This is a genomic window from Amycolatopsis sp. NPDC003731 (assembly GCF_053586895.1).
Map to the genome: position 1 here is coordinate 76,479 of NZ_JBSFNC010000016.1, position 19,315 is coordinate 95,793.

Sequence of the window (19,315 nt, forward strand, 5' to 3'; positions counted from 1 at the left end):
GATCGGGTCAGTGCCTCACCGGAGGGTCCAGAACACCCCGTGGTACTTCCCGGCCGCGGTGTTGGCCCGCCCGATGACCCGGCCGCTGTCGGTGATCCGGGAGGCTTCGCTGCGGGTGCTGCCGGGCAGCATGGCGAGCTGCGTGCGCGGCCCGTTCCGGTACCAGACGGTCGCCCGGCTCCGGAGCGTGCCCACCGCGGTGCCCTCCGCGTCGACCCCTTGGACGTCGGCGCTGGAGCCGTCGTCGGCCAGGACGGACACGGTGCCGTCGGGGGCCCACCGCACCGCCGAGCGGGCCGGCGGGGTCAGGTAGCCGTAGCCTACGACGTAGCCGGTGGAGCCGATCCAGGAGATCCAGACCGAGTACGGGCTGGGCCAGGCCAGCGGGTGGACCGTGCCGCCGGTGTCCCAGGTCGCCGGGACGATCGGCCCGCTCGTGGTCCCGGCGGCGACCCCGCCCGCGTTGACCAGGTGGGCCCCGCTGCTCGGGCTCTGCGGCGCCAGCTCGGTGATCGGCCCGCCGTCGACCCAGCGCACGGCGTGGTTCGCCCCGGCGCGCTGGGCGCCGCCGACGACGATCCGGCCGTCGGCGGAGATGTCCTCGGCCATGCTCCAGGTCTCGCCGGGCAGCGTGCCCAGGTCGGTGGCCTGGCCGTCCGGGTCCCAGCGGAAGCCGTGGTACTCGTTGCCTGGCGTCAGCCAGTTCCCCACGACGACGCCGGTGTCGCTGATCGCGAAGGCGGTGGCGTTGTGGAACCCGGGCGGGACCTGCAGCGTGGTCGCCTGGCCCCGGGCGTCCCAGCGGGCCGGCACGGCGTCGGTCGCGGTCAGCACGTACCCGGCCGACTCCCCGAGCTCGTTGACGTCCCGGACCTGTCCCGCGCTGCCGCCGGGGGTCGGCAGCGCGGTGATGACGCCGTCGGCGTCCCAGCGGACCGGGAGGTCCCGCCGCGGATTGGTGCCCACGGACGAAAGGCCGACCATCACCCCCGCCTCGTTGACCGCCAGGACGATGCTGTCGTCGTCGCCCGGCAAGGTACCGAGGTCGACCGGTCCGCCCGGGGCGGCCTGCGCGGTCCCCGCCAGCGCCCCGGAAAACACGACCACGGCCGCCAGCGATCTTCGGAAAATCCGCAGCACGATGACTCCCCTCCTCGACCGGCGACGCCGGTCTCCCTTGCCGCGGACAGTAGCCGAAGCTCTGCGTGAATTGTGCTGGTGCGAGGGCGATCCACACGAATAGCCGAGCAGTTGTGTCCACTGTGGACTAACTCAGCCGGTCCCGGCGCCGCTTCAGGGAAGCGACCTCGGCCGTGTTGCCCGCCAGCTCGATCGCCTGGTCGTACGCCGCCCGGGCCTCGGCACGGCGGGACAGCCGCCGCAGCAGGTCGGCGCGGGTCGCGTGGTAGGCGTGGTAGCCGGCCAGCTGGTCCTCGAGCCGGCCGACGGCCGCCAGGGCCACCTCCGGGCCGTCGAGTTCGGCGACCGCGATCGCCCGGTTGAGGACGACGACCGGCGAGGCGTCGACCCGGACCAGCTGGTCGTAGAGGGCGACGACCTGCGACCAGTCGGTGTCGCGGATGTCGCGGGCGGACGTGTGCACGGCGTTGATCGCCGCGAGGATCTGGTAGCGGCCCGGCGCCACCCCGGCGGCGAGGCGCTCGCGCACCAGCCGGTGCCCCTCGGCGATCAGCCCGCGGTCCCAGGCTCCGCGGTCCTGCTCGTCGAGCGCCACCAGCTCGCCCGCCGCGACGCGGGCCGGGCGGCGGGCCTCGATGAGCAGCATCAGCGCCAGCAGCCCGGTCACCTCGCCGTCGTCCGGCAGGAGCGCGTGGACCAGGCGGGTGAGCCGGATCGCCTCGGTGGTCAGGTCGTGCCGGACCGGGCCGGTGCCGGGGCCGGTCGCCAGGTAGCCCTCGTTGAAGACGAGGTAGAGGACGGTGAGCACACTCGACACGCGGGCCGGGAGATCCTCGGCGGACGGCACGCGGTACGGGATGCGCGCGGCCTTGATCTTGGCCTTGGCCCGGGTGATCCGCTGCTCCAAAGTGGACTCCCGGACCAGGAAGGCGCGGGCGATCTCGGGCACGGTCAGGCCGCCGACCAGGCGCAGCGTCAGGGCCACCCGGGCCTGCGTCGCCAGTGCCGGGTGGCAGCAGGTGAAGACCAGCCGCAACCGGTCGTCGTCGATGGCACCGGCGGGCGCGGGCGGGGTGTCGTCGTGCACCATCCGGGCCTCCTTGTGCTTGTCGTCGCGCTTGTTCTCGCGCCGGATCCGGTCGATCGCCTTCCGGACGGCGGTGGTGGTCAGCCAGGCCCCGGGGTTCGGCGGCACGCCGTCGCCCGGCCACCGCTCGACGGCGGTCGCGAACGCCTCGGCGGCCGCCTCCTCGGCGACGTCGAGGTCCCCGAACCGCCGGGTCAGGGCGGCCACCACCCGGGCCCACTCTTCGCGGTGGGCCCGGGTCACCGCTTCTCCGGCGTCGCTCACCGGAACGGCCGCACTTCGATCTTCCGGTCGCAGGCCTTCGACGCCTCGGCGGCGAGCTTGAGCGCGACGTCGAGGTCCGGGACGTCCCACACCCAGAAGCCGGCGAGGTACTCCTTCGACTCGACGAACGGCCCGTCGGTGAGCACGGCCTGCTCACCCCGGTTGTCGACGACGGTGGCCGCGTCGGTGTCCGCGAGCCCGCCCGCGAAGACCCAGTGGCCGTCGGCGATCAGCCGGTCGTTGAACTCGCTGATGAAGGGCTGCCGGTCGGTGCTGCCGGGTTCGACCTTGTCGTCGATGACGGAGACCAGATACTGCATACAGAATCCTTTCTCGGGAGGAACGAGCTCAAGCCGTCGCGTACCGCGGCCGCCCGGCCGGCCGGTGGACCTGGGTGGTCACGCCCTTCGCGTCGACCCGCGACTCGACCAGGTCGAGCGCGAGGTCCGGGCCGGTTTCCGGGAACAGCCGCGCGCCCTGGCCGAGGATCACCGGGACGACGAGCAACGTCAACTCGTCGACCAGACCGTGCGCCAGCAGCCACCGGACCAGGGTGCCACTGCCGTGCACCTGCAGTTCGCCGCCGGGCCGCGCCTTCAGCTCCGCGACGGCGCTCGCGAGGTCACCGGCGAGCACGGTCGTCCCGGTCCAGTGCGCCTCGGCGAGCGTGCTCGAGGCGACGTACTTGGGGGCGGCGTTCAGGGCCACGCCGATGGGGTGCGTGCTCGGCCCCCACGCGCCGGCGAACAGCTCGTAGGTGCGGCGCCCGAAGAGGAAGGCGTCGGCGCGCTGGTAGGTCTCGGTGATGAAGGCCCGGGTTTCGTCGTCCCCGGCCCCGAGGGCCCAGCCGCCCCGCTCGAACCCGGTCCGGCGGTCTTCTTCCGACGCGCCGCCGTTGCCCTGCACGACTCCGTCGAGGGTGATCTGGGTGATGGTCGTCAGCTTCATGGCCGGGATTCCTTCCGTTCGCGGGTGGCTGCACCCCTGCCACGAACGCGGCCGGCCGGATCCGACAACCCGGCGCGGAAATTTTTCGCGAGCGGTTTCGAACCTGTTCGAAACACCGGTCCGGGCCGATCCGGCCGTGGCACGGTGGCGCTTCGCCAACCCACGCTCGGAGGAGAAAACCATGAACCGACGGAAGGCGCTCTCGCTCGTGACCGTCCCCTTGGCCCTGGCCGGGCTGGTCTTCGCTCCCGGTCCGGCCGCTTCGGCGACGGTGCTCGCGTGCAACGACCACTTCCACACCATCAACGGCGCGGACCCCAACGGGCACTGGCCGCCCTACGGCGAGGCCGTGACGACGTCCTACTGCTACGACATCAACGTCAAGATGACCGAGACGGTCAGCGTCTCCACGTGCTTCCTGCCCTCGAGCGGCGGCATCTCCTGCAACAGCCGGCGGACGGTGTACGCCAACACCTGGGGGCTCGCGGCCACCGACGTCAAGGACGGCACCCACTTCTACCTGAGCTTCAGCAAGGAAGGCGTGTACGGCCGGGCGTCCTACTGACCGGGCGCGGGAGCGCCTACGCTGGGTCCGAACCGGACGCACGCGGAGGATCGCCATGCCCCACACCGTCGACTTCGACACCGTTTCGACCGCCGGCCTGGAGTCGTCGCCGGTGGCGGACGCGCTGGCCGGGCTGCGGGCGAACGAGGCCCGGTACTTCAAGAACAAGTACGGCCACGTCTTCACCGTCGAACCCGCGAGCGACGCCCGGGAGGCCGTCGACCTGGTGCACCGCATCCTCGAGGAAGAACGCGGCATCGTCATCGCCTCGCCCCCGCTCGAGGCCACCGCCTTCCAGGTGGAGAACGTCCGCTGGACCTACGTCTTCTACGAGAACGGCCTGTCGGTCAACGTCCTGTACACCGTGGACGAGGGCGGGAAGCGGGCCGTCGGGTTCAAGCTCTCCGACGGCATGGACGTCCCCGAGGAGCTGTCCTCCTTCAAGTTCGCCCGCCAGAAGTCCAAGCTGGCCGGCACCATCCGCGGCTCCTACTTCGTCATCAAGAACGAGTACTGACCCTCACCCGGCGAGGGCCTCGGTGATCTGGCGGGTCGTCTGCGCCGCGACACGCGGGTTGACGGCCGCGTACGTGACGTAGGCGTTCAGGCCGGTCGCCAGGGCCCAGCCGCGGCCGCGGGTCCACGTCGCCTCGTCCACGCCGAGCGCGGCGCGGAACGTCGCCCGCGTCTCGGCCGACAGGAGCGTGAAGGCGATCATCAGGTCGCACGCCGGGTCGCCGACGCCGAACTCGCCGAAGTCGATGACCGCGCTGAGGCGCCCGCCGGTCGTCAGCAGGTTGCCCGTGTGGAAGTCGCCGTGGCACCAGACCGGCGGACCGGACCGGGCGGGGGCCGCGAGGGCGGCGTCCCACAGGCCGGTCAGCGCCGTGCCGTCGAACGCGGCGCCGACCTGGCCGATGGCGGCCCGGGTCGCGGTGTCCCGGGCGGCCAGCGGGCGGGAGCCGCCGTCCGCGGGTTCGGCGTCGAACCGGTGGAGCGCGGTCAGGAACCCGGCCAGCTCGACGGCGGCCTCGTGCGAGCCCGACAGCGCTTCGACCGTGGCCACCTCGCCGTCCAGCCAGCGCGACACCGCCCACGGCCACGGGTAGCCGAAGTCCGGTTCGCCCACCGCGACCGGCGCGGGAATGGCCAGCGGCAGGTGCGGGGCCAGCCGCGGCAGCCACTCCGCCTCCTTCTGCGCCTGCCCGATCGCGCCGGGGTGGCGGGGCAGCCGGACCGACAGCTCCGCGCCGAGCCGGTAGATGACGTGGTCCGACCCGGCCGGGGTGAACCGGGTCAGCGGCAGCCCGGCCCAGCGCGGGAACTGCGTGTCGACCAGCCGTCGCGCCAGTGCGCCGTCGATGGCCGGGTTCGCCTGCGTCGTCAAGGAAACTCCTCCGGGGAAGCCGTCGCCGGGCCCGCGGACCCGGCGACGGCCCCGCAACTAGGTCCGGTAGCGGAACAGGATCCGCCCGCGGTTCAGGTCATAGGGGCTCAGCTCCACCAGGACCCGGTCGAACGGCAGGATCTTGATGAAGTTCTTCCGGATCTTCCCGCTGATGTGCGCGAGCACCTTGTGCCCGTTCTCCAGCTCCACCCGGAACGTCGCGTTGCGCAGGCACTCGACGACCGTGCCTTCGACTTCGATGCCGGCGGTGTTCCCCATCAGCGCAGCACCAGCTCGACGTTGCCGCCCACCTGGCGGGCTCCGGCGCCCTCGAACAACGCGAGCGCCGCCGGGTTCGCTTCGTTCACCTCGGCCGTGACCGCCGGGATTCCCTTGTGGTGCAACGCGTCCAGCACGTGGACCAGCAACGCGCGGCCGATCCCGGACCGCTGCCGGTCCGCGCGGACCGCGAGCAGGCCGATCCGCGGCCGGCGCGTCACCGCCGCCAGCCGGAGCAGGCCGACGTACCCGTCTTCGGCCGCGGCCACCGTGTACTTCGTGAGGTCCAGCGGCGGGGCCATGACCTCCGCGGGCATCTCCTGCCAGCCGATCGTGGCCTCGACCTCGGCGCGGATCGTCGTCTCCAGCGAGCGCAGCAGGTCGGGATCGGACGGCGGCCGGATCGTCACGCCCGGCGGCGGGGAAGCCGGGCCCGCGGCCGTGGGCAGCACGTACTCCCGCTCACGGCGCCGCGGCGTGAACCCGACGGATTCCCAGCGCGCCCGGAGATCGGTGTCGGCTTCGTCGACCACGGTGTGGAGCGGTCTGGGGAGGGTCGGCAGCATGTCGGCCGCGAGCAGCGCGAAGTCCGCGTCGGTCCACGTGTCGATGCTGAGGAAGAGGCGGCCGTCCGGTCGCCGGGACACTTCCCCGCGGCCGGCCACGTCCGGCCGTTCGTGCAGATGGTTCATGGTGTCGCCTTTCGGGAGTACCGGTTCCAGGTGCTCCCGGCGACAGCTAGGCCGGCCCGCCCGTGACGACGAGGGGGAGCACCCACAACGTTGCAGCGTTCACGGGTCTCACCTCCCAGGGCCGGGTCACGGACGGCGGAAAGCTATCAGACGGCCGCGCACCCCGCCCACTCCTTTTTCCGCGAGCGGACGCGCAGACCGATCAGGAATCGAGAAGCGCCGGTCAGCGGCCCGGACCTAGCGTTACCGGCATGACGAACATCGAAACCATCACCCTCGAAGTTGCCGACACCGCCGCCGCCGAGCGCTTCTACGCCGAGGCCTTCGGGCTCACCACCCAGCTGCGGTTCCGGGTCGCGGACGCGCCGAGCGACGGCTTCCGCGGCTTCACCCTCTCCCTCACCGTGCCGCAGCCCGCGGACGTCGACTCCCTGATCGGGACCGCCCTCGCGGCCGGGGCCACGACCATCAAGCCGGCCACCAAGTCCATGTGGGGCTACGGCGGCACGGTCCGGGCGCCGGACGGGACGATCTGGAAGCTCGCGACCTCGGCCAAGAAGAACACCGGCCCCGCCACCCGCACGATCGACGCCATCGTGCTCCTGCTCGGCGTCGGCGATGTGGCCGCGAGCAAGAAGTTCTACGTCGGCCAGGGCATGACCGTCGGCAAGAGCTTCGGCAAGGTGTACGTCGAGTTCGACGCCGGCGAAAGCCCCGTCAAGCTGGCGCTGTACCGCCGCAAGGCGCTGGCCAAGGACGCCGGCGTCGCCCCCGAGGGCAGCGGCTCGCACCGGATCGCGGTCGGCGGCGCGGCTTCGGCGTTCACCGACCCGGACGGGTTCGCTTGGGAGACCACCGCTTCGGCGAGCCTCGCCTGATCACCCGCTCATCGGCCGCCTGGCGCGGCGCGACCGGCGTCCCTGACGCAGACTGGATCGCGTGCCCGAACTCCCCGAAGTGGAACTCGCCCGGCAGGTCCTCGCCGGTGCCCTCGACCGGAAGATCCGTTCGGTCGACGACCACGACGACTGGGTCTGCCGCCCGCACGCCCCCGGCGACATCGCGACGGCGTTGCGCGGCGGCCGGCTGGTGGCCGCGCACCGGCGGGGCAAGACGCTCTGGTGTGCAACGGAAAGCCGGGACGGGCGGCCCGGGCCGAACCTCGGGCTGCACCTCGGGATGGCCGGGCAGCTGCGGTTCGCGGGCCGCAGCGGGCCACCCGGGCGGGCGCGCGACCGGGTGGAGAAACCCGAGTGGTTCCGGTTCGGGATCACTTTCGCCGACGGCGAACAGCTGCGCCTGTTCGACACGCGGCGGCTCAGCCGGGTGCGGCTCGACCCGGACCTCGACGCGCTCGGCCCGGACGCCGGGGAGGCGTCGCGGCGCGAGTTCGCCGAGCGCGTCGGCCGCGGACGGGCGCCGCTGAAGGCGCGGCTGCTGGACCAGTCGGTGGTGGCCGGGATCGGCAACCTGCTGGCCGACGAAACCCTGTGGCAGGCGGCGTTGTCCCCGGCGCGGCCGGTGAACGAGCTGACCGGCGACGACCTCGCGAACCTGCACAAGGCGCTGCGGAAGGCGTTGCGCGCGGCGATCCGCCACGGCGGCGTGCACACGGGCGAGGTCATCGGCCACCGCCGGGCGGGCGGCCACTGCCCGCGCTGCGGCGCCGAGATGCACCACGGGACGGTCGGCGGCCGGTCGACGTGGTGGTGCTCGAAGGAGCAGGCCTAGCGGGGCCGAGCCAGGACGCTTTCGCGCTGGGCGCGCAGGAACGCCGGGCAACGTCGTCTTCTCGCTCACGGTCGCGGACCATGGCGGGCAGGAGCGCATCCTGGCGGGCGGTTTTTGTCGGGGGTACCCGGTAACGTCGCGGACATGGCAACACTGGTCACCTTCCACGCCCACCCGGACGACGAGTGCCTCCGCACCGCGGGCGTCATGCGCAAAGCCGTCGAAGACGGGCACCGGGTCGTGCTCGTCGTCGCCACCAAGGGCGAGGTCGGCGAGGTCCCCGACGGTTTCCTCGCCGAGGGCGAGAAGCTGGAGGACAGGCGCGTCCAGGAGTCGTACGCGGCGGCGGAGATCCTCGGCGTCGAGCGCGTCGAGTTCCTCGGCTACCGCGACTCGGGGATGATGGGCGAGCCGACGAACGACGACCCGGCGTGCTTCTGGCGCGCCGACGTCGAAAAGGCGGCCGAGCAGCTCGCGGCGATCCTGCGCGAGGAGTCGGCCGACGTCCTGACGGTGTACGACGACAACGGCGACTACGGCCACCCGGACCACATCCAGGTCCACCGGGTCGGTCTCCGCGCGGCGGAGCTGGCCGGCACTTCGCGCGTCTTCCAGGCGACCTTCAACAGGGAGTTCATGCAGCGAGGCTTCGAAGCGGCGGTGGCGGCCGGCCAGATCCCCCCGGAGGCGGCCCCGAAGCCCCCGGAGAACGTGGAGTTCGGCAAGCCGGAGGCCGAGATCACGGCGGCGGTGGACGTGTCGAAGTACGCCCCGGTCAAGAGGGCGGCGATGCGCGCGCACCCGAGCCAGATCAGCGAGGACATGTTCATGCTGGCCATGCCGGACGACGCATTCACGTTCGCCTTCGGCACGGAGTGGTTCATCCGCTGGGGCCAGGGCCCGGGAATCACCGAAACCGACCTGATGGCCGGCCTCTGACCCACCCAGGGCTCGCTTAGCCGCGGCAGCCCGGCAGGGTGCCCCGGGCCCCAGCCAGGTGGGCCAGCCGCCGGGCCGGGCAGGGTGCTCCGAGCCCCAGCCAGGTGGGCCAGCCGCCGCGCCGGGCAGGATGCTCCGAGCCCAGCCAGGTGGGCCAGCCGCCGGGGCTGGTTACCCCTGGGCCTGGGGGGCAGGTTGGCCGGTCAGCTGGGGCCGACTACCCCTGGGCCGGGCCAGGTCGGCCAAGCCGGTGGCCGGTTACCCCTGGGCCGGGCAGGTTGGCCGAGCCGGGCGGGCGAGCCAGGTCTGCGCGGGCGAGCCGGGCGGGCGCGGCGAATGAGCCGGGCGGGGCGGGCGAGCGGGCAGAGTGGCAACCGGTCGGCCAACGCGAATGGCCCGCCGGTGCCGTGTCGTCCCTCCAATCACGCATGATGACCCTTCAATCACGCGAGATCGCTCCCCAATCACGCGAGATCCGTCTCCAGCCACGCGAGACCCGGGCCCGAGCCCGCGGGCCGACCCTCCCGGTAGGCGAGTCGTCCGTCCAGGTACGCGTGTCGTCCATCCAGGTACGCGAGTCGTCCATCCAAGTACGCGAGTCGTCCGTCCCGGTACGGCGGACTCGCGCGATCAGGGGCATAACTCGCGTGAGCGGGCGCGCAACTCGCGTAAGCAGGCGGGCTTTTCAGGCGAGGGCGGCGGTCACGTCCAGCTCAACCAACTGCCCCGGGTACCCCAGCTGGGCGACCCCCAGCAGGGTGCTCGCCGAAGCGAACGCGGCCGCGATCGGTGAGGACGTCAGGCGGGTCCAGACCGAGGACAGCACCGCGCGGTCCTCCGTCGCCACGTAGATCACCGTGCGGACCACGTCGGCCGGGGACGCGCCCGCGAACTCCAAAGCCATCGCCGTGTTGGCCGCCACCTGGTCCACCTGGGCCAGCAGGTCGCCCGATACCACGGAGCCGTCCGGGGTCAGGGGGCACTGGCCCGCCAGGTACACCGTGCGGGGCGCCGAGGTCACCGTCACGTGGTGGTAGCCCGGCGGTGTGTGCAAGCCCGGCGGGTTCTGCCGTTCAATGGTCACCGACCCATCTTCACCGGCCGGGCAACCGAAAAAACCGAGGAGGGCTCGTGCGCAGGACCATCGACTGGGCCGACGGCGCCGTCGTCATCATCGACCAGACCGCGCTGCCCACCGAATTCCGGCTGCTCGAGCTCCGGACCGTCGACGAACTCGTCGACGCCGTCCAGCGGCTCGCCGTCCGGGGCGCCCCCGCTCTCGGGGCCGCCGGGGCGCTCGGCGTGGCCCTGTCCGCCCACCAGCGCCGCGATGTGCATCGAGACGCAGAGCGCATCGCGCACGCGCGCCCCACCGCCGTCAACCTCGCCTGGGGTGTCGAACGGGCCCTCGCACAACTCGAAAACGGACCGGAGGCCGTCCTCGAAGAAGCCCGAGCCCTGCTCGACGAAGACGAACGGCTCAACAAGACAGCCTCGCACCACGCCGCCGAGATCGTGCTCGCCGAGTGCTCCCGGCGCCCCCTCCGGCTGCTCACCCACTGCAACGCCGGACGCCTCGCCACCGTCGGCTGGGGCAGCGCCCTGGGCGTCGTCTGGCACCTGCACACCCGCGGGCTCGTCGAAGAAGTTCTCGTCGACGAGACGCGACCGCTGCTCCAGGGCGCCCGGCTGACCGCCTGGGAGCTCGCCCAGGAGAACGTCCCCTACCGCGTCCAGCCCGACTCGGCCGCCGCCGCCGCGATGGCGCGCGGGCTGGTCGACTGCGTGCTCGTCGGCGCCGACCGGATCGCCGCGAACGGGGACGTCGCCAACAAGATCGGCACCTACGGCCTCGCCATCGCCGCGAAGCACCACGGCATCCCGTTCGTCGTGGTCGCTCCCTCGTCCACAGTGGACAGCCAGCTCGCGGACGGCACCGGCATCACCATAGAGGAACGCGACGCCCGCGAGCTGACCGAACACACCACGCAGGTCTTCAACCCCGCCTTCGACGTGACCCCGTTCGACCTCATCACCGCCGTGGTCACCGAGCACGGCACCTTCAGGGGCGCGGACCGATCACCCGGCCCCCGTCGGTCACCGTGATCGCCATCGCCGGGCACGAGTCCGCCACGTCCAGCACCGTCTCGTCGGCCTCCACCGACGGCGTCACCGGGTGGGCCACCGCGCCGTCGAGGCTGAACACCTCCGGCATCAGGGCCGCGCACATCCCCGACCCGATGCAGGTGTGTTCGTCGACCTTCACGTCCCAGCTCATCATCACCATCCGATCGGCATCGACCGCGGTCCGCGGACGAGCATCTGCGTCTTCCACACGATATCGCCGGCGAGGTGCAACCCCGGCATCTCGGTGACCAACGCGCGCAGCGCCTCCTGCAGCTCCAGCCGGGCCAGCGGCGCGCCCAGGCAGTGGTGGACGCCGTGGCCGAAGCCCAGGTGGTGGTTCTCCGGGCGGTCGAAGTTCAGCTTCTCCGCGTCGCCGAACTGGAGCGCGTCGCGGTTGGCCGCGCCGATCGCCACCAGTACCGGTTCACCCGCCCGGACCAGCACGCCGCCGACCGAGACGTCTTCGGTGGCGTAGCGCGCGAATCCCGCGCCGGCGCCGAGCGGCACGAACCGCAGCAGCTCCTCGACGGCCACCGGGATCAGGTCCGGGTCGGCACAGAGCCTCGCCCACTGCGAGGGCTGGTCCAGCAGCGCATAGACGAAGTTCGGGATCTGGCTCGCCGTCGTCTCGTGCCCGGCGACGAGGATGCCGACGCACAGGTCGACCAGCTCCAGCTCGGTCAGCCGGTCGCGGACGTCGCGGGCCTCGATCAAGGCCGTCATCAGGTCGTCCTGGGGCCGCGCGCGGTGGTCGGCGATCAGGCCGCGCATGTAGTCGCGCAGCTCTTCGCGGTTGCGCTCGAACTCTTCCGGCGTCAGCCCGCTCGTGGACAGCGCCGCGTCGCTCCACACGCGGAACTTCGGCCGGTCGGCGACCGGGACGCCGAGCAGCTCGCAGATCACCGCGACCGGGATCGGCAACGCGTAGGCGTCGACGAGGTCGGCGGGCGCGCCGGCCGCCTTCATCTCCGCGATCAGCTCGGACGCCAGCGAGGCGACGCGCGGCCGCAGCAGCTCGACGCGGCGCATGGTGAACGCCTTCGCGACCAGCGTCCGCAGCCGCGTGTGGTCGGGCGGGTCCATCTGCAGGATGCCGCCGTCCCGCACGACCGGCGAACGGCGCGGAGCGTCCTTTTCCTTCTCCATCGCCCGCGAGAACCGGCGATCGCCCAGCACCAGCCGGGCGTCGGCGTACCGGGTGGCCAGCCACGCCGGCTCGCCGTAGGTCATCTTCACCCGGACCATGCCCTCGGCGTCCCGGGCTGCCGCGTAGGCCTCGTTCAGGTCGAGCCCGGCCTCCTCGTTGAACGGGTACGCGAGCGGTTCGGTGTGGGTGGCGGTCATGCGGGAACCCCCGTGCTCCAGGTTTGTAAGCAGCTGCTTACAACGCTACACAGTTTCTCTCCACCTGTCACGATCCGCCATTGCCCGGTCACCGAACCCTAGGTTACGGTGACCTAGGTGTGGATCGAGATCCTGCTGCTGTCCAAGCTGGCCGTCGAGCCGATGCACGGCTACGAACTGCGCAAGGCGGTGGAGGCCTCGACCGGCCACACCCTGTCGAACAACTCGCTCTACCCGACCCTGCGGCGTTTCGTCGACGCGGGCGCGGTGAGCCGCAGCGCCGAGGAGCAGGAGGCCAAACCGCCGCGGCACGTCTACACGATCACCGAAGTCGGGCGGGAACTGCTGCACGACCTGCTCGCGGACTTCCCGGCCGACCTGGCGCTCAACGAACCGGAGTTCCTGGCCCGCGTCGGGAACTTCGCCTGGCTGCGCCCACACGAACGGGCGCGGGTGCTCGAAATCCGCAGGACCGCACTGACCGCCGAACAGGCGCGGCTCACCGGGCTCGCCGCCGGCCAGGCCGACCCGTGGAGCCGGGCCGCGCTGCACCACGTGCTCGGGAAGTTCGACGCCGAGCTCCGCTGGCTCGCCGAGCTCACCACCGATCCGAGGGAAGACGCATGACCACCACCGAAGAGACGCCCCGCCTCCCCTTCGCCCGCGCGGACGCGCTCGCCATCGCCCCGGATTACGCCGTCCTCCGCCGGCAGGCGCCGATCAGCCGGGTGCTCACCCCGGCCGGCGATCCGGCCTGGCTGGTGACGTCCTACGAGGAGGCCAAGGAGGTCTTCCGCGACCGCCGCTTCGGCCGGTCGCACCCGGCGCCGGAACAGGCGTCGCGGATCTCCTACGCCGCGGTGCAGGACGGCCCGAGCGGCGACTTCGAAAGCGAAGAGCGCGAGCACAAGCGGATGCGCCGGATGCTGGCGCCCGCCTTCTCCGCACCCCGCATGCGCGCCCTCGGCGACCGCATCGCGGAACTGACCGACCGCTGCCTCGACGACCTGGAAGCCGCGCGTGCCGCCGGGCCCGTCGACCTGACCGACTTCCTCGCCTTCCCGCTGCCGGTGCTGGTGATCTGCGAGCTACTCGGCGTCCCATACGCCGACCGCGCGCACTTCCGCGGGTTGTCGGAGCGGATCGCGCTGATGGACGGCGGCGCGGACGCCCAGGCGGCCATGGCGGAATTCATGGCCTACATGACGGAACTGGCCGACGCCAAGCGTGCGGACCCGCGGCCCGACGTCATCTCCGACCTGGTCGCGTTCCAGGCCGAAGACCCGACCTTCACCGACGAAGACCTCGCCCGGCTGGGCGCCGGACTGCTGTTCGCCGGCCACGAGACGACGTCGACGCGCATCGCGATGGGCACGCTCTTCCTGCTCAGTGACACCGCCCGGCGCGACCGCTTCGCCGCCGATCCCGAGGGCCAGGTCAACCAGACGGTCGAGGAGATCCTGCGGCTGACCGCGACCAGCGGCACCGGCCTGCTCCGCTACGCGCACGAAGACGTCGAGATCGCCGGGACGCGGATCATGCGCGGCGACGCCGTGCTCATCTCCAGCGACGCGGCCAACCGGGACGCGTCGGTGTTCGCCGACCCGGACGGGTTCGACCCGGACCGGACGCCGAACGTGCACCTCGCCTTCGGCACCGGCGCCCACGTCTGCATCGGCGCCAACCTCGCCCGCACCGAGCTGCGCACGGTGTTCCCCAAGCTGTTCCGCCGCTTCCCCGGCCTGCGGCTCGCCGTCGGGATCGGCGAAATCCCGGTGCGCACCAACCGCGTGGCCGGCGGCGTCGAGCGCGTTCCCGTGGAGTGGTGAGCCGATGAAGATCACCGTCGACACCGGGAGCTGCGTCTCGTCCGGCCAGTGCGTTCTGCTCGCGCCGGAGACGTTCGACCAGAACGAGGACGACGGCACGGTCGTCCTCCTCGCCGAGGAACCGCCGTCCGGCGAGGAAGAAGCGGTCCGGCAGGCCGAACTGACCTGCCCGGCCGCGGCGATCCACCTTTCCGGCAGCTAGGGGTTGTCGCGCCCGCGTCCGGTTTGCCGGTTAACCTGCTTCGATGACGGAACAGGCCGGCCGCAAGCGGGACGCGGCCGCGACGCGGCTGGCGTTGCTCGACGCCGCCGAAAAGCTGTTCGCCGAACGCGGGTTCGACCGGACGACCGTGCGGGACATCGCCAAGCTGGCCGGGGCGAACCAGTCGCTGCTGTTCCGCTACTTCGGCAGCAAGGAAGCGCTGTTCGAGGCGGTCATCGCCCGGTCGGGGCGCGAGCAGCTCGCCGCCACCCCGCCCGAGCGGCTCTTCAGCACGTCCCTGCGCAGCATGCTGGAACCCGGACGGCAGAACCGGGCGCTGGAGACGTACCTGCGCTCGTCGGGCAGCGACGGCGTCGCGGCCGCCATCCGGCAGGAGGTCGGCCGCGAGTACGCCGAGGTGCTCGCCACCCTGACCGACGCCCCGGACGCCGAACTGCGCGCCGACCTCGCGCTCGCCTGGCTGATGGGCATCGCGCTGGTCCGCGAGGTCACCGGGAAGGAACCCCTGGCGGGTGCCGATCCCGAGGACATCTGCCGGCTCGTCCTCACCGGCGTCAAGACGCTGCTCGAGCGCAGCGAATAGTCACGGCAGCGCCCGCCGCAGCAGCTCCGCGAGGTGCACCGGTGTCCGCCCGGACTCCTGGGCGATCTGCGTCCGGCAGCTGAAGCCGTCCGACACCACCACCGTGTCCGGGGCGGCCGCGCGGATCGCGGGCAGCATCCGGTCCTCCGCCACCGCCTTCGAGACGTCGTAGTGGCCGCGCTCGAAGCCGAAATCGCCCGCCAGGCCGCAACAACCCGAATCCAACGTCGTGTTGCGCACGCCCGCGGCCTTCAGCGCGGACTCGTCGGCACCGAAGCCCAGCACCGCGTGCTGGTGGCAGTGGACCTGCGTGATCGCGTCGACGTCGAGGGCCGCGAACGGGATCGGCGCCCGCTCCAGCAGTTCGGCGAACGTGAACGTCCGGGACGCCAGCAGCGAAGCACGCGCGTCGCCCGGCATCAGCGCGGGCAGGTCGCCGCGGAACAATGCCGTGCAGCTCGGTTCCAGGCCCGCCACCTCGTAGCCGTCTTCCAGGTAGGGCGCCAGCACGGACAGCGTCCGGTCCAGCACGCGGCGGGCGACGCCGAGCTGGCCCGTCGACACCCACGTCAGTCCACAACAGACTCCGCGGTCCGGGAGGACGACGTCGTAGCCCGCCGCGGTGAGCACCTCGTAAGCGGCATCCAGCACCGACGGCGTCAGGTAGTTGTTGAACGAGTCCGGCCACAGCACGACCCGGCGCTCCCCTGACGCCTTCCGCCGGAGATCCGCGCGCGAGGACGTGAAAGGGGAAGCCGCGAAGGAAGGCAGCGAACGTTCCGGCGCGATCCCGCCGAGCCGTTTCACCAAGCCCGCCAAGCGAGACCGTCCCACGAGATTGGCCAGCCGCGGGGCGCGAGCGCTGAGCCGCAACCACAGCGGCAGCCAGCCCATCGAATAGTGCGACGCCGGGCGCAGCCGCCGCCGGTAGTGCTGGTGCAGGAACTCGGCCTTGTACGTCGCCATGTCGACGTCGACCGGGCAATCCGACAGACACCCCTTGCAGGACAAGCACAAATCGAGAGCGTCGCGGACTTCTTCCGAGCGCCAGCCGTCCTTGATGACCTCGCCGTTGAGCATCTCGGCGAGCAGGTGGGCCCGGCCGCGCGTCGAGTGCTGCTCCTCGCGGGTGGCCCGGTAGCTCGGGCACATCACGCCGCCCCCGCTGGTGTTGCGGCACTTCCCCACGCCGACGCAGCGCCGCATCGCCTGGCCGAAGTTCCCGCGGTCCTCCGGGTACCCGAGGAAGACACTGTCCTCGAAGGACTTCGACGTCGACCGCACCCGGAGGTCGGCGTCGATCGGCCGCGGCGCGACCAGGATGCCGGGGTTCATCCGCCCGGCCGGGTCGAAGATCGCCTTGAACCGCGCGAAGACGTCCAGCATCTCCGGGCTGTACATCCGGGACAGCAGCTCGGAGCGCGCCTGGCCGTCGCCGTGCTCGCCGGACAGCGAACCGCCGTGCGCGGCGACGAGGTCCGCCGCCTCCTCCAGGAACCGCCGGAAGTCCGCCACACCGGACGCGGACAGCAGGTCGAAGTCCAGCCGCAGGTGCAGGCAGCCTTCGCCGTAGTGCCCGTAGACGACGCTGCGGCGGCCGTGCGCCCGCATCAAGGACTTGAACTCGCGCAGGTACGCGCCGAGCCGCTCGGGCGGGACGGCGGCGTCCTCCCAGCCGGGCCAGGCCTCCGAGCCGTCGGCGAGCCGCGTCGCGAGCCCGGCGCCTTCTTCGCGGATGCGCCACAGCCGGCGTTGCGCGGCCGGGTCGTCGAGGATCGCGAAGCCCGTCAGGTCGAGCGACGCAGCGAGGGAACGGGCCCGCGCCGCCGGGTCGTCCCCGGCCAGCTCGACGAACAGCCACGCCCCGCCCGGCGGCAGGTCACCCGCTCGGCCAGGCAGCATCGCGACCAGCTCGGCGTCCACGCCTTCGACGGTCAGCGGCGACCACGGCAGGATCGACGGCACCGCGTCCGCCGCCGCGATGTCGGAGGGGAAGCCGAGCACCGCGAGCACCCGCTCGCGCGGCAACTCGGCCAGCGAAACCGTCGCCTCCAGGATGGTCACGCAGGTGCCCTCGCTGCCGACCAGGGCCTTGGCGACGTCGAAGCCGTTCTCCGGCAACAGGTGTTCGAGCCCGTAGCCGGACACGCGGCGCGGCCACGTCGAAAGTTCCCTGCGCAGCACCGCCAGGTTGTCGCGCACCAGCGCGCGCAGCTCGTCGAAGATCCGGCCTTCGGCGGGTTCGTCCGGGCCCACCCGCAGCCGCGTGCCGTCGTAGAGCAGGACGTCCAGGGAGCGGACGACGTCGACCGTGCGCCCCCAGGCCACCGAGTGCGAGCCGCACGCGTTGTTGCCGATCATCCCGCCGAGCGTGCAGCGGCTGTGCGTCGACGGGTCCGGGCCGAACCGCAGGCCGTGCGGGGCCGCGACCGCCTGCAGGTCGTCCAGCACCGTCCCCGGCAGCACCCGCGCCAGCCGCGTCGACGGGTCCAGCGAAAGCACCCCGCCGAGGTGGCGCGAGGTGTCGATCACCAGGCCCGGCCCGCACGCGTTCCCGGCGACGCTCGTGCCGCCGCCACGGGCGATCACCGGCAGGTCGCGATCGCGCGCGGCCGCGACCGCCGCGACGACGTCGTCGACGGTCCGCGGCAACACCACCCCGCGCGGCACGTGGCGGTAGTTGGACGCGTCGGTCGTGTACAGCGCGAGCGTGGCGGCGTCGGTGAGGATCTCCACACCCCCATTCAAGTCGACCGGAGGCCGCCGTACCTCTCCAGCCGGGTATGTCCGGAACCACACTCCGTGTGCCATCGTGATCGGGTGACGGCAAAGGAGCACGTCGCCGAGTACAGCGCGGTGCTGGGCGAGCTGCTGCGCGAGCGCGAAAAGCTGCTCGGCACGCTCGACCGGGTCGCCGCGTTGCACGGGACCGCGCGCCTGATCCGGGAGACGGTCGGGGCGAAGGCCGGGTTCGTCGGCGAACTCACCGAGCCGGGGCTGGCCGTGATCCGCTGGATGTCCGGCAACCGCACCGACGCGCTGCAGGACCTCGAGGTGTCGACCGGCCAGGGCGTCGGCGGGCGGGTGCTGGCGCTGGGCCGCCCGGTCCGCGTCACCGACTACGTCAGCGCGCCGACGATCACCCACCACTTCGACGCCCAGGTCCGCGGCGAGGGCCTGGCCGCGTTGCTCGCCGTCCCGATCGTCGCGCACGGCGAGACCGTCGCCATCGCCTACGCGGCCATGCGGGAGCCCGCCGACTTCGGTGACGACGCCGTCCGGCGGATGGAGGAGGTCGCCTGCCAGGCCGGGGCGGCGCTGCACCTGGCGAAGGTGGCCGAGACCGACCGCACGGCCGCGGTGGCCGGCGAGCGCCTGCGCATGCAGAGCGCCCTGCACGACTCGGTCGGCGCGCTGCTGTTCTCCATCGGCGTCCAGGTGCGCGACCTGCACGAGGACTTCCACGGGAACCCCGGCCTGGAAGCGCGGCTGCGGCGACTGGAAGGCGACGTCTCCGCGGCGGCCGGCGCGTTGCGGGAGTCCCTGCTGGCCTTGTCGGAGTCCAGTCCGGAGCGGGCGCTGCCGGTCGAGCTGGCCGAGCACTGCCGCTCGTTCCAGGCCCGCTGCGGCGTCCCGGCCCGGTTCGTGCAGCTCGCCGCGGTGCCGCCGCTGGACGCCGAACGCACCGCGCTGCTGGTCGCCGCGGTCCGCGAGGGGCTGCTCAACGTCGAGAAGCACGCCCGGGCGTCCTCGGTGATCGTCAGCCTGCTGCCCAGCGACGACGGCGTCCAGGTGGTCGTCGCGGACGACGGCACGGGCACCGACCCGGTGCCCGGCACCGGCATGGGCCTGCGGACGCTCGCCGGGCGCGCGCTGCGGCTCGGCGGGCGGGTCAGCCTGGTCCGCGACGACGACGACGGCTGCACCCTGCGCGCGTGGGTGCCGCTGGTGCGGCCGTGACCCCCGCCAGCGTCTTCGTCGTCGACGACCACCCGGTGGTCCGCGACGGCGTGACGCTGCTGCTGCGCTCGGACCCGTGCCTGAACGTGGTCGGCTCGGCGGAGTCCGGGCGGCTGGCGATCGAGCGGGTGGCTTCGCTGGCCCCGGACCTGATCCTGCTCGACCTGCGGCTGCCGGACATGCTCGCGCCCGAGGTCGTCACCGAGCTGCGGCGGGT

Annotated in this window: 23 protein-coding genes; 12 read left to right on the forward strand and 11 right to left on the reverse strand. The window is 72.4% G+C overall.

The features are described 5' to 3' along the window. Positions 1-15 precede the first annotated feature (15 nt). The 4 genes from ACWDN5_RS09760 to ACWDN5_RS09775 all read right to left on the reverse strand — a co-directional run bounded on the left by ACWDN5_RS09760 (position 16) and on the right by ACWDN5_RS09775 (position 3,439). Positions 16-1,140 (reverse strand): HAF repeat-containing protein, encoded by a 1,125-nt coding sequence (locus ACWDN5_RS09760; RefSeq protein ID WP_449675823.1) that lies wholly within the window; start codon positions 1,138-1,140, stop codon positions 16-18. A 127-nt stretch (positions 1,141-1,267) separates the two neighbouring features. After that, complete coding sequence (locus tag ACWDN5_RS09765) at positions 1,268-2,491, reverse strand: RNA polymerase sigma factor (RefSeq protein ID WP_449675824.1); 1,224 nt, start codon at positions 2,489-2,491, stop codon at positions 1,268-1,270. Then, complete coding sequence (locus ACWDN5_RS09770; RefSeq protein WP_310971255.1) at positions 2,488-2,811, reverse strand: YciI family protein; 324 nt, start codon at positions 2,809-2,811, stop codon at positions 2,488-2,490. The genes ACWDN5_RS09765 and ACWDN5_RS09770 overlap by 4 nt, the downstream gene beginning before the upstream one ends. Before the next feature lie 28 nt (positions 2,812-2,839). Next, the gene (locus ACWDN5_RS09775; protein WP_449675825.1) at positions 2,840-3,439 is read right to left on the reverse strand and encodes a dihydrofolate reductase family protein; all 600 of its coding nucleotides are present in this window, start codon (positions 3,437-3,439) and stop codon (positions 2,840-2,842) included. Positions 3,440-3,620: 181 nt separating this feature from the next. Here ACWDN5_RS09775 and ACWDN5_RS09780 point away from each other — a divergent pair, with 181 nt between their 5' ends. Both ACWDN5_RS09780 and ACWDN5_RS09785 read left to right on the forward strand, forming a co-directional pair. Next, the gene (locus ACWDN5_RS09780; protein ID WP_310971253.1) at positions 3,621-4,004 is read left to right on the forward strand and encodes a hypothetical protein; all 384 of its coding nucleotides are present in this window, start codon (positions 3,621-3,623) and stop codon (positions 4,002-4,004) included. Positions 4,005-4,059: 55 nt separating this feature from the next. Beyond that, positions 4,060-4,521: a phage tail protein gene (locus ACWDN5_RS09785; RefSeq protein ID WP_310971252.1), complete on the forward strand. Its 462-nt coding sequence runs from the start codon at positions 4,060-4,062 to the stop codon at positions 4,519-4,521. Between the two features lie 3 nt (positions 4,522-4,524). Here ACWDN5_RS09785 and ACWDN5_RS09790 read toward each other — a convergent pair whose 3' ends face one another. From ACWDN5_RS09790 to ACWDN5_RS09800, 3 genes are read right to left on the reverse strand one after another with little or no spacing between them, the layout of a single operon-like run. Continuing rightward, positions 4,525-5,391 carry an aminoglycoside phosphotransferase family protein gene (locus ACWDN5_RS09790; RefSeq protein WP_449675826.1) on the reverse strand — a complete coding sequence of 289 codons (867 nt, stop codon included), beginning with the start codon at positions 5,389-5,391 and terminating at the stop codon, positions 4,525-4,527. 57 nt (positions 5,392-5,448) lie between these two features. Continuing rightward, positions 5,449-5,670 carry a translation initiation factor IF-1 gene (gene infA, locus ACWDN5_RS09795; RefSeq protein WP_310971250.1) on the reverse strand — a complete coding sequence of 74 codons (222 nt, stop codon included), beginning with the start codon at positions 5,668-5,670 and terminating at the stop codon, positions 5,449-5,451. Continuing rightward, entirely contained in the window at positions 5,670-6,362 is a 693-nt protein-coding gene (locus ACWDN5_RS09800) for a GNAT family N-acetyltransferase (RefSeq protein WP_449675827.1), read from the reverse strand. The genes infA and ACWDN5_RS09800 overlap by 1 nt, the downstream gene beginning before the upstream one ends. A gap of 251 nt (positions 6,363-6,613) precedes the next feature. On the opposite strand from ACWDN5_RS09800, the gene ACWDN5_RS09805 reads away from it, so the two are divergent. The 3 genes from ACWDN5_RS09805 (at position 6,614) to ACWDN5_RS09815 (ending at position 9,032) form a co-directional block, all read left to right on the forward strand. Continuing rightward, positions 6,614-7,240, forward strand: a complete 627-nt coding sequence (locus ACWDN5_RS09805; RefSeq protein ID WP_449675828.1) for a glyoxalase — start codon at positions 6,614-6,616, stop codon at positions 7,238-7,240. 61 nt (positions 7,241-7,301) lie between these two features. Further along, positions 7,302-8,093 (forward strand): Fpg/Nei family DNA glycosylase, encoded by a 792-nt coding sequence (locus ACWDN5_RS09810; protein WP_449675829.1) that lies wholly within the window; start codon positions 7,302-7,304, stop codon positions 8,091-8,093. Between the two features lie 144 nt (positions 8,094-8,237). Continuing rightward, the gene (locus tag ACWDN5_RS09815; protein WP_310971246.1) at positions 8,238-9,032 is read left to right on the forward strand and encodes a PIG-L family deacetylase; all 795 of its coding nucleotides are present in this window, start codon (positions 8,238-8,240) and stop codon (positions 9,030-9,032) included. Positions 9,033-9,717: 685 nt separating this feature from the next. On the opposite strand, the gene ACWDN5_RS09820 is transcribed toward ACWDN5_RS09815, so the two are convergent. Beyond that, positions 9,718-10,116, reverse strand: a complete 399-nt coding sequence (locus ACWDN5_RS09820; RefSeq protein ID WP_310971245.1) for a RidA family protein — start codon at positions 10,114-10,116, stop codon at positions 9,718-9,720. Positions 10,117-10,163: 47 nt separating this feature from the next. On the opposite strand from ACWDN5_RS09820, the gene mtnA reads away from it, so the two are divergent. Then, positions 10,164-11,138 (forward strand): S-methyl-5-thioribose-1-phosphate isomerase, encoded by a 975-nt coding sequence (gene mtnA, locus ACWDN5_RS09825; protein ID WP_449675830.1) that lies wholly within the window; start codon positions 10,164-10,166, stop codon positions 11,136-11,138. On the opposite strand, the gene ACWDN5_RS09830 is transcribed toward mtnA, so the two are convergent. Both ACWDN5_RS09830 and ACWDN5_RS09835 read right to left on the reverse strand, forming a co-directional pair. Continuing rightward, positions 11,095-11,310: a ferredoxin gene (locus tag ACWDN5_RS09830; protein WP_449675831.1), complete on the reverse strand. Its 216-nt coding sequence runs from the start codon at positions 11,308-11,310 to the stop codon at positions 11,095-11,097. The two genes, mtnA and ACWDN5_RS09830, sit on opposite strands and share 44 nt — an antisense overlap. A gap of 2 nt (positions 11,311-11,312) precedes the next feature. Then, the gene (locus ACWDN5_RS09835; RefSeq protein WP_449675832.1) at positions 11,313-12,503 is read right to left on the reverse strand and encodes a cytochrome P450; all 1,191 of its coding nucleotides are present in this window, start codon (positions 12,501-12,503) and stop codon (positions 11,313-11,315) included. Between the two features lie 117 nt (positions 12,504-12,620). Between ACWDN5_RS09835 and ACWDN5_RS09840 the strand changes: the two genes are divergently transcribed. The 4 genes from ACWDN5_RS09840 to ACWDN5_RS09855 are packed head-to-tail and all read left to right on the forward strand — an operon-like array spanning position 12,621 to position 15,138. Then, the gene (locus ACWDN5_RS09840; RefSeq protein WP_449675833.1) at positions 12,621-13,130 is read left to right on the forward strand and encodes a PadR family transcriptional regulator; all 510 of its coding nucleotides are present in this window, start codon (positions 12,621-12,623) and stop codon (positions 13,128-13,130) included. Next, positions 13,127-14,332, forward strand: coding sequence for a cytochrome P450 (locus ACWDN5_RS09845; RefSeq protein ID WP_449675834.1), 1,206 nt, complete (start codon positions 13,127-13,129; stop codon positions 14,330-14,332). The genes ACWDN5_RS09840 and ACWDN5_RS09845 overlap by 4 nt, the downstream gene beginning before the upstream one ends. Positions 14,333-14,336: 4 nt before the next feature. Continuing rightward, on the forward strand, positions 14,337-14,534 hold the full coding sequence (locus ACWDN5_RS09850) for a ferredoxin (RefSeq protein WP_310971240.1): 198 nt from the start codon (positions 14,337-14,339) through the stop codon (positions 14,532-14,534). Positions 14,535-14,577: 43 nt separating this feature from the next. Next, positions 14,578-15,138, forward strand: a complete 561-nt coding sequence (locus tag ACWDN5_RS09855; RefSeq protein WP_449675835.1) for a TetR family transcriptional regulator — start codon at positions 14,578-14,580, stop codon at positions 15,136-15,138. Here ACWDN5_RS09855 and ACWDN5_RS09860 read toward each other — a convergent pair whose 3' ends face one another. Then, on the reverse strand, positions 15,139-17,874 hold the full coding sequence (locus tag ACWDN5_RS09860; protein ID WP_449675836.1) for an FAD-binding and (Fe-S)-binding domain-containing protein: 2,736 nt from the start codon (positions 17,872-17,874) through the stop codon (positions 15,139-15,141). Positions 17,875-17,958: 84 nt separating this feature from the next. Here ACWDN5_RS09860 and ACWDN5_RS09865 point away from each other — a divergent pair, with 84 nt between their 5' ends. Continuing rightward, entirely contained in the window at positions 17,959-19,098 is a 1,140-nt protein-coding gene (locus ACWDN5_RS09865; protein ID WP_310971237.1) for a GAF domain-containing sensor histidine kinase, read from the forward strand. Continuing rightward, positions 19,095-19,315, forward strand: a 221-nt coding sequence (locus ACWDN5_RS09870; protein ID WP_449675837.1) for a response regulator, incomplete at its 3' end; no start/stop codon positions are given. The genes ACWDN5_RS09865 and ACWDN5_RS09870, both read left to right, overlap by 4 nt.

Excerpts from the sequence above, each read along its gene's own strand:
- ACWDN5_RS09770 (WP_310971255.1), bottom strand. The coding sequence starts at position 2,811 with ATGCAGTATCTGGTCTCCGTCATCGACGACAAGGTCGAACCCGGCAGC.
- ACWDN5_RS09775 (WP_449675825.1), bottom strand. The coding sequence starts at position 3,439 with ATGAAGCTGACGACCATCACCCAGATCACCCTCGACGGAGTCGTGCAG.
- ACWDN5_RS09780 (WP_310971253.1), top strand. The coding sequence starts at position 3,621 with ATGAACCGACGGAAGGCGCTCTCGCTCGTGACCGTCCCCTTGGCCCTG.
- ACWDN5_RS09785 (WP_310971252.1), top strand. The coding sequence starts at position 4,060 with ATGCCCCACACCGTCGACTTCGACACCGTTTCGACCGCCGGCCTGGAG.
- infA (WP_310971250.1), bottom strand. The coding sequence starts at position 5,670 with ATGGGGAACACCGCCGGCATCGAAGTCGAAGGCACGGTCGTCGAGTGC.
- ACWDN5_RS09800 (WP_449675827.1), bottom strand. The coding sequence starts at position 6,362 with ATGAACCATCTGCACGAACGGCCGGACGTGGCCGGCCGCGGGGAAGTG.
- ACWDN5_RS09805 (WP_449675828.1), top strand. The coding sequence starts at position 6,614 with ATGACGAACATCGAAACCATCACCCTCGAAGTTGCCGACACCGCCGCC.
- ACWDN5_RS09815 (WP_310971246.1), top strand. The coding sequence starts at position 8,238 with ATGGCAACACTGGTCACCTTCCACGCCCACCCGGACGACGAGTGCCTC.
- ACWDN5_RS09830 (WP_449675831.1), bottom strand. The coding sequence starts at position 11,310 with ATGAGCTGGGACGTGAAGGTCGACGAACACACCTGCATCGGGTCGGGG.
- ACWDN5_RS09835 (WP_449675832.1), bottom strand. The coding sequence starts at position 12,503 with ATGACCGCCACCCACACCGAACCGCTCGCGTACCCGTTCAACGAGGAG.
- ACWDN5_RS09845 (WP_449675834.1), top strand. The coding sequence starts at position 13,127 with ATGACCACCACCGAAGAGACGCCCCGCCTCCCCTTCGCCCGCGCGGAC.
- ACWDN5_RS09850 (WP_310971240.1), top strand. The coding sequence starts at position 14,337 with ATGAAGATCACCGTCGACACCGGGAGCTGCGTCTCGTCCGGCCAGTGC.
- ACWDN5_RS09855 (WP_449675835.1), top strand. The coding sequence starts at position 14,578 with ATGACGGAACAGGCCGGCCGCAAGCGGGACGCGGCCGCGACGCGGCTG.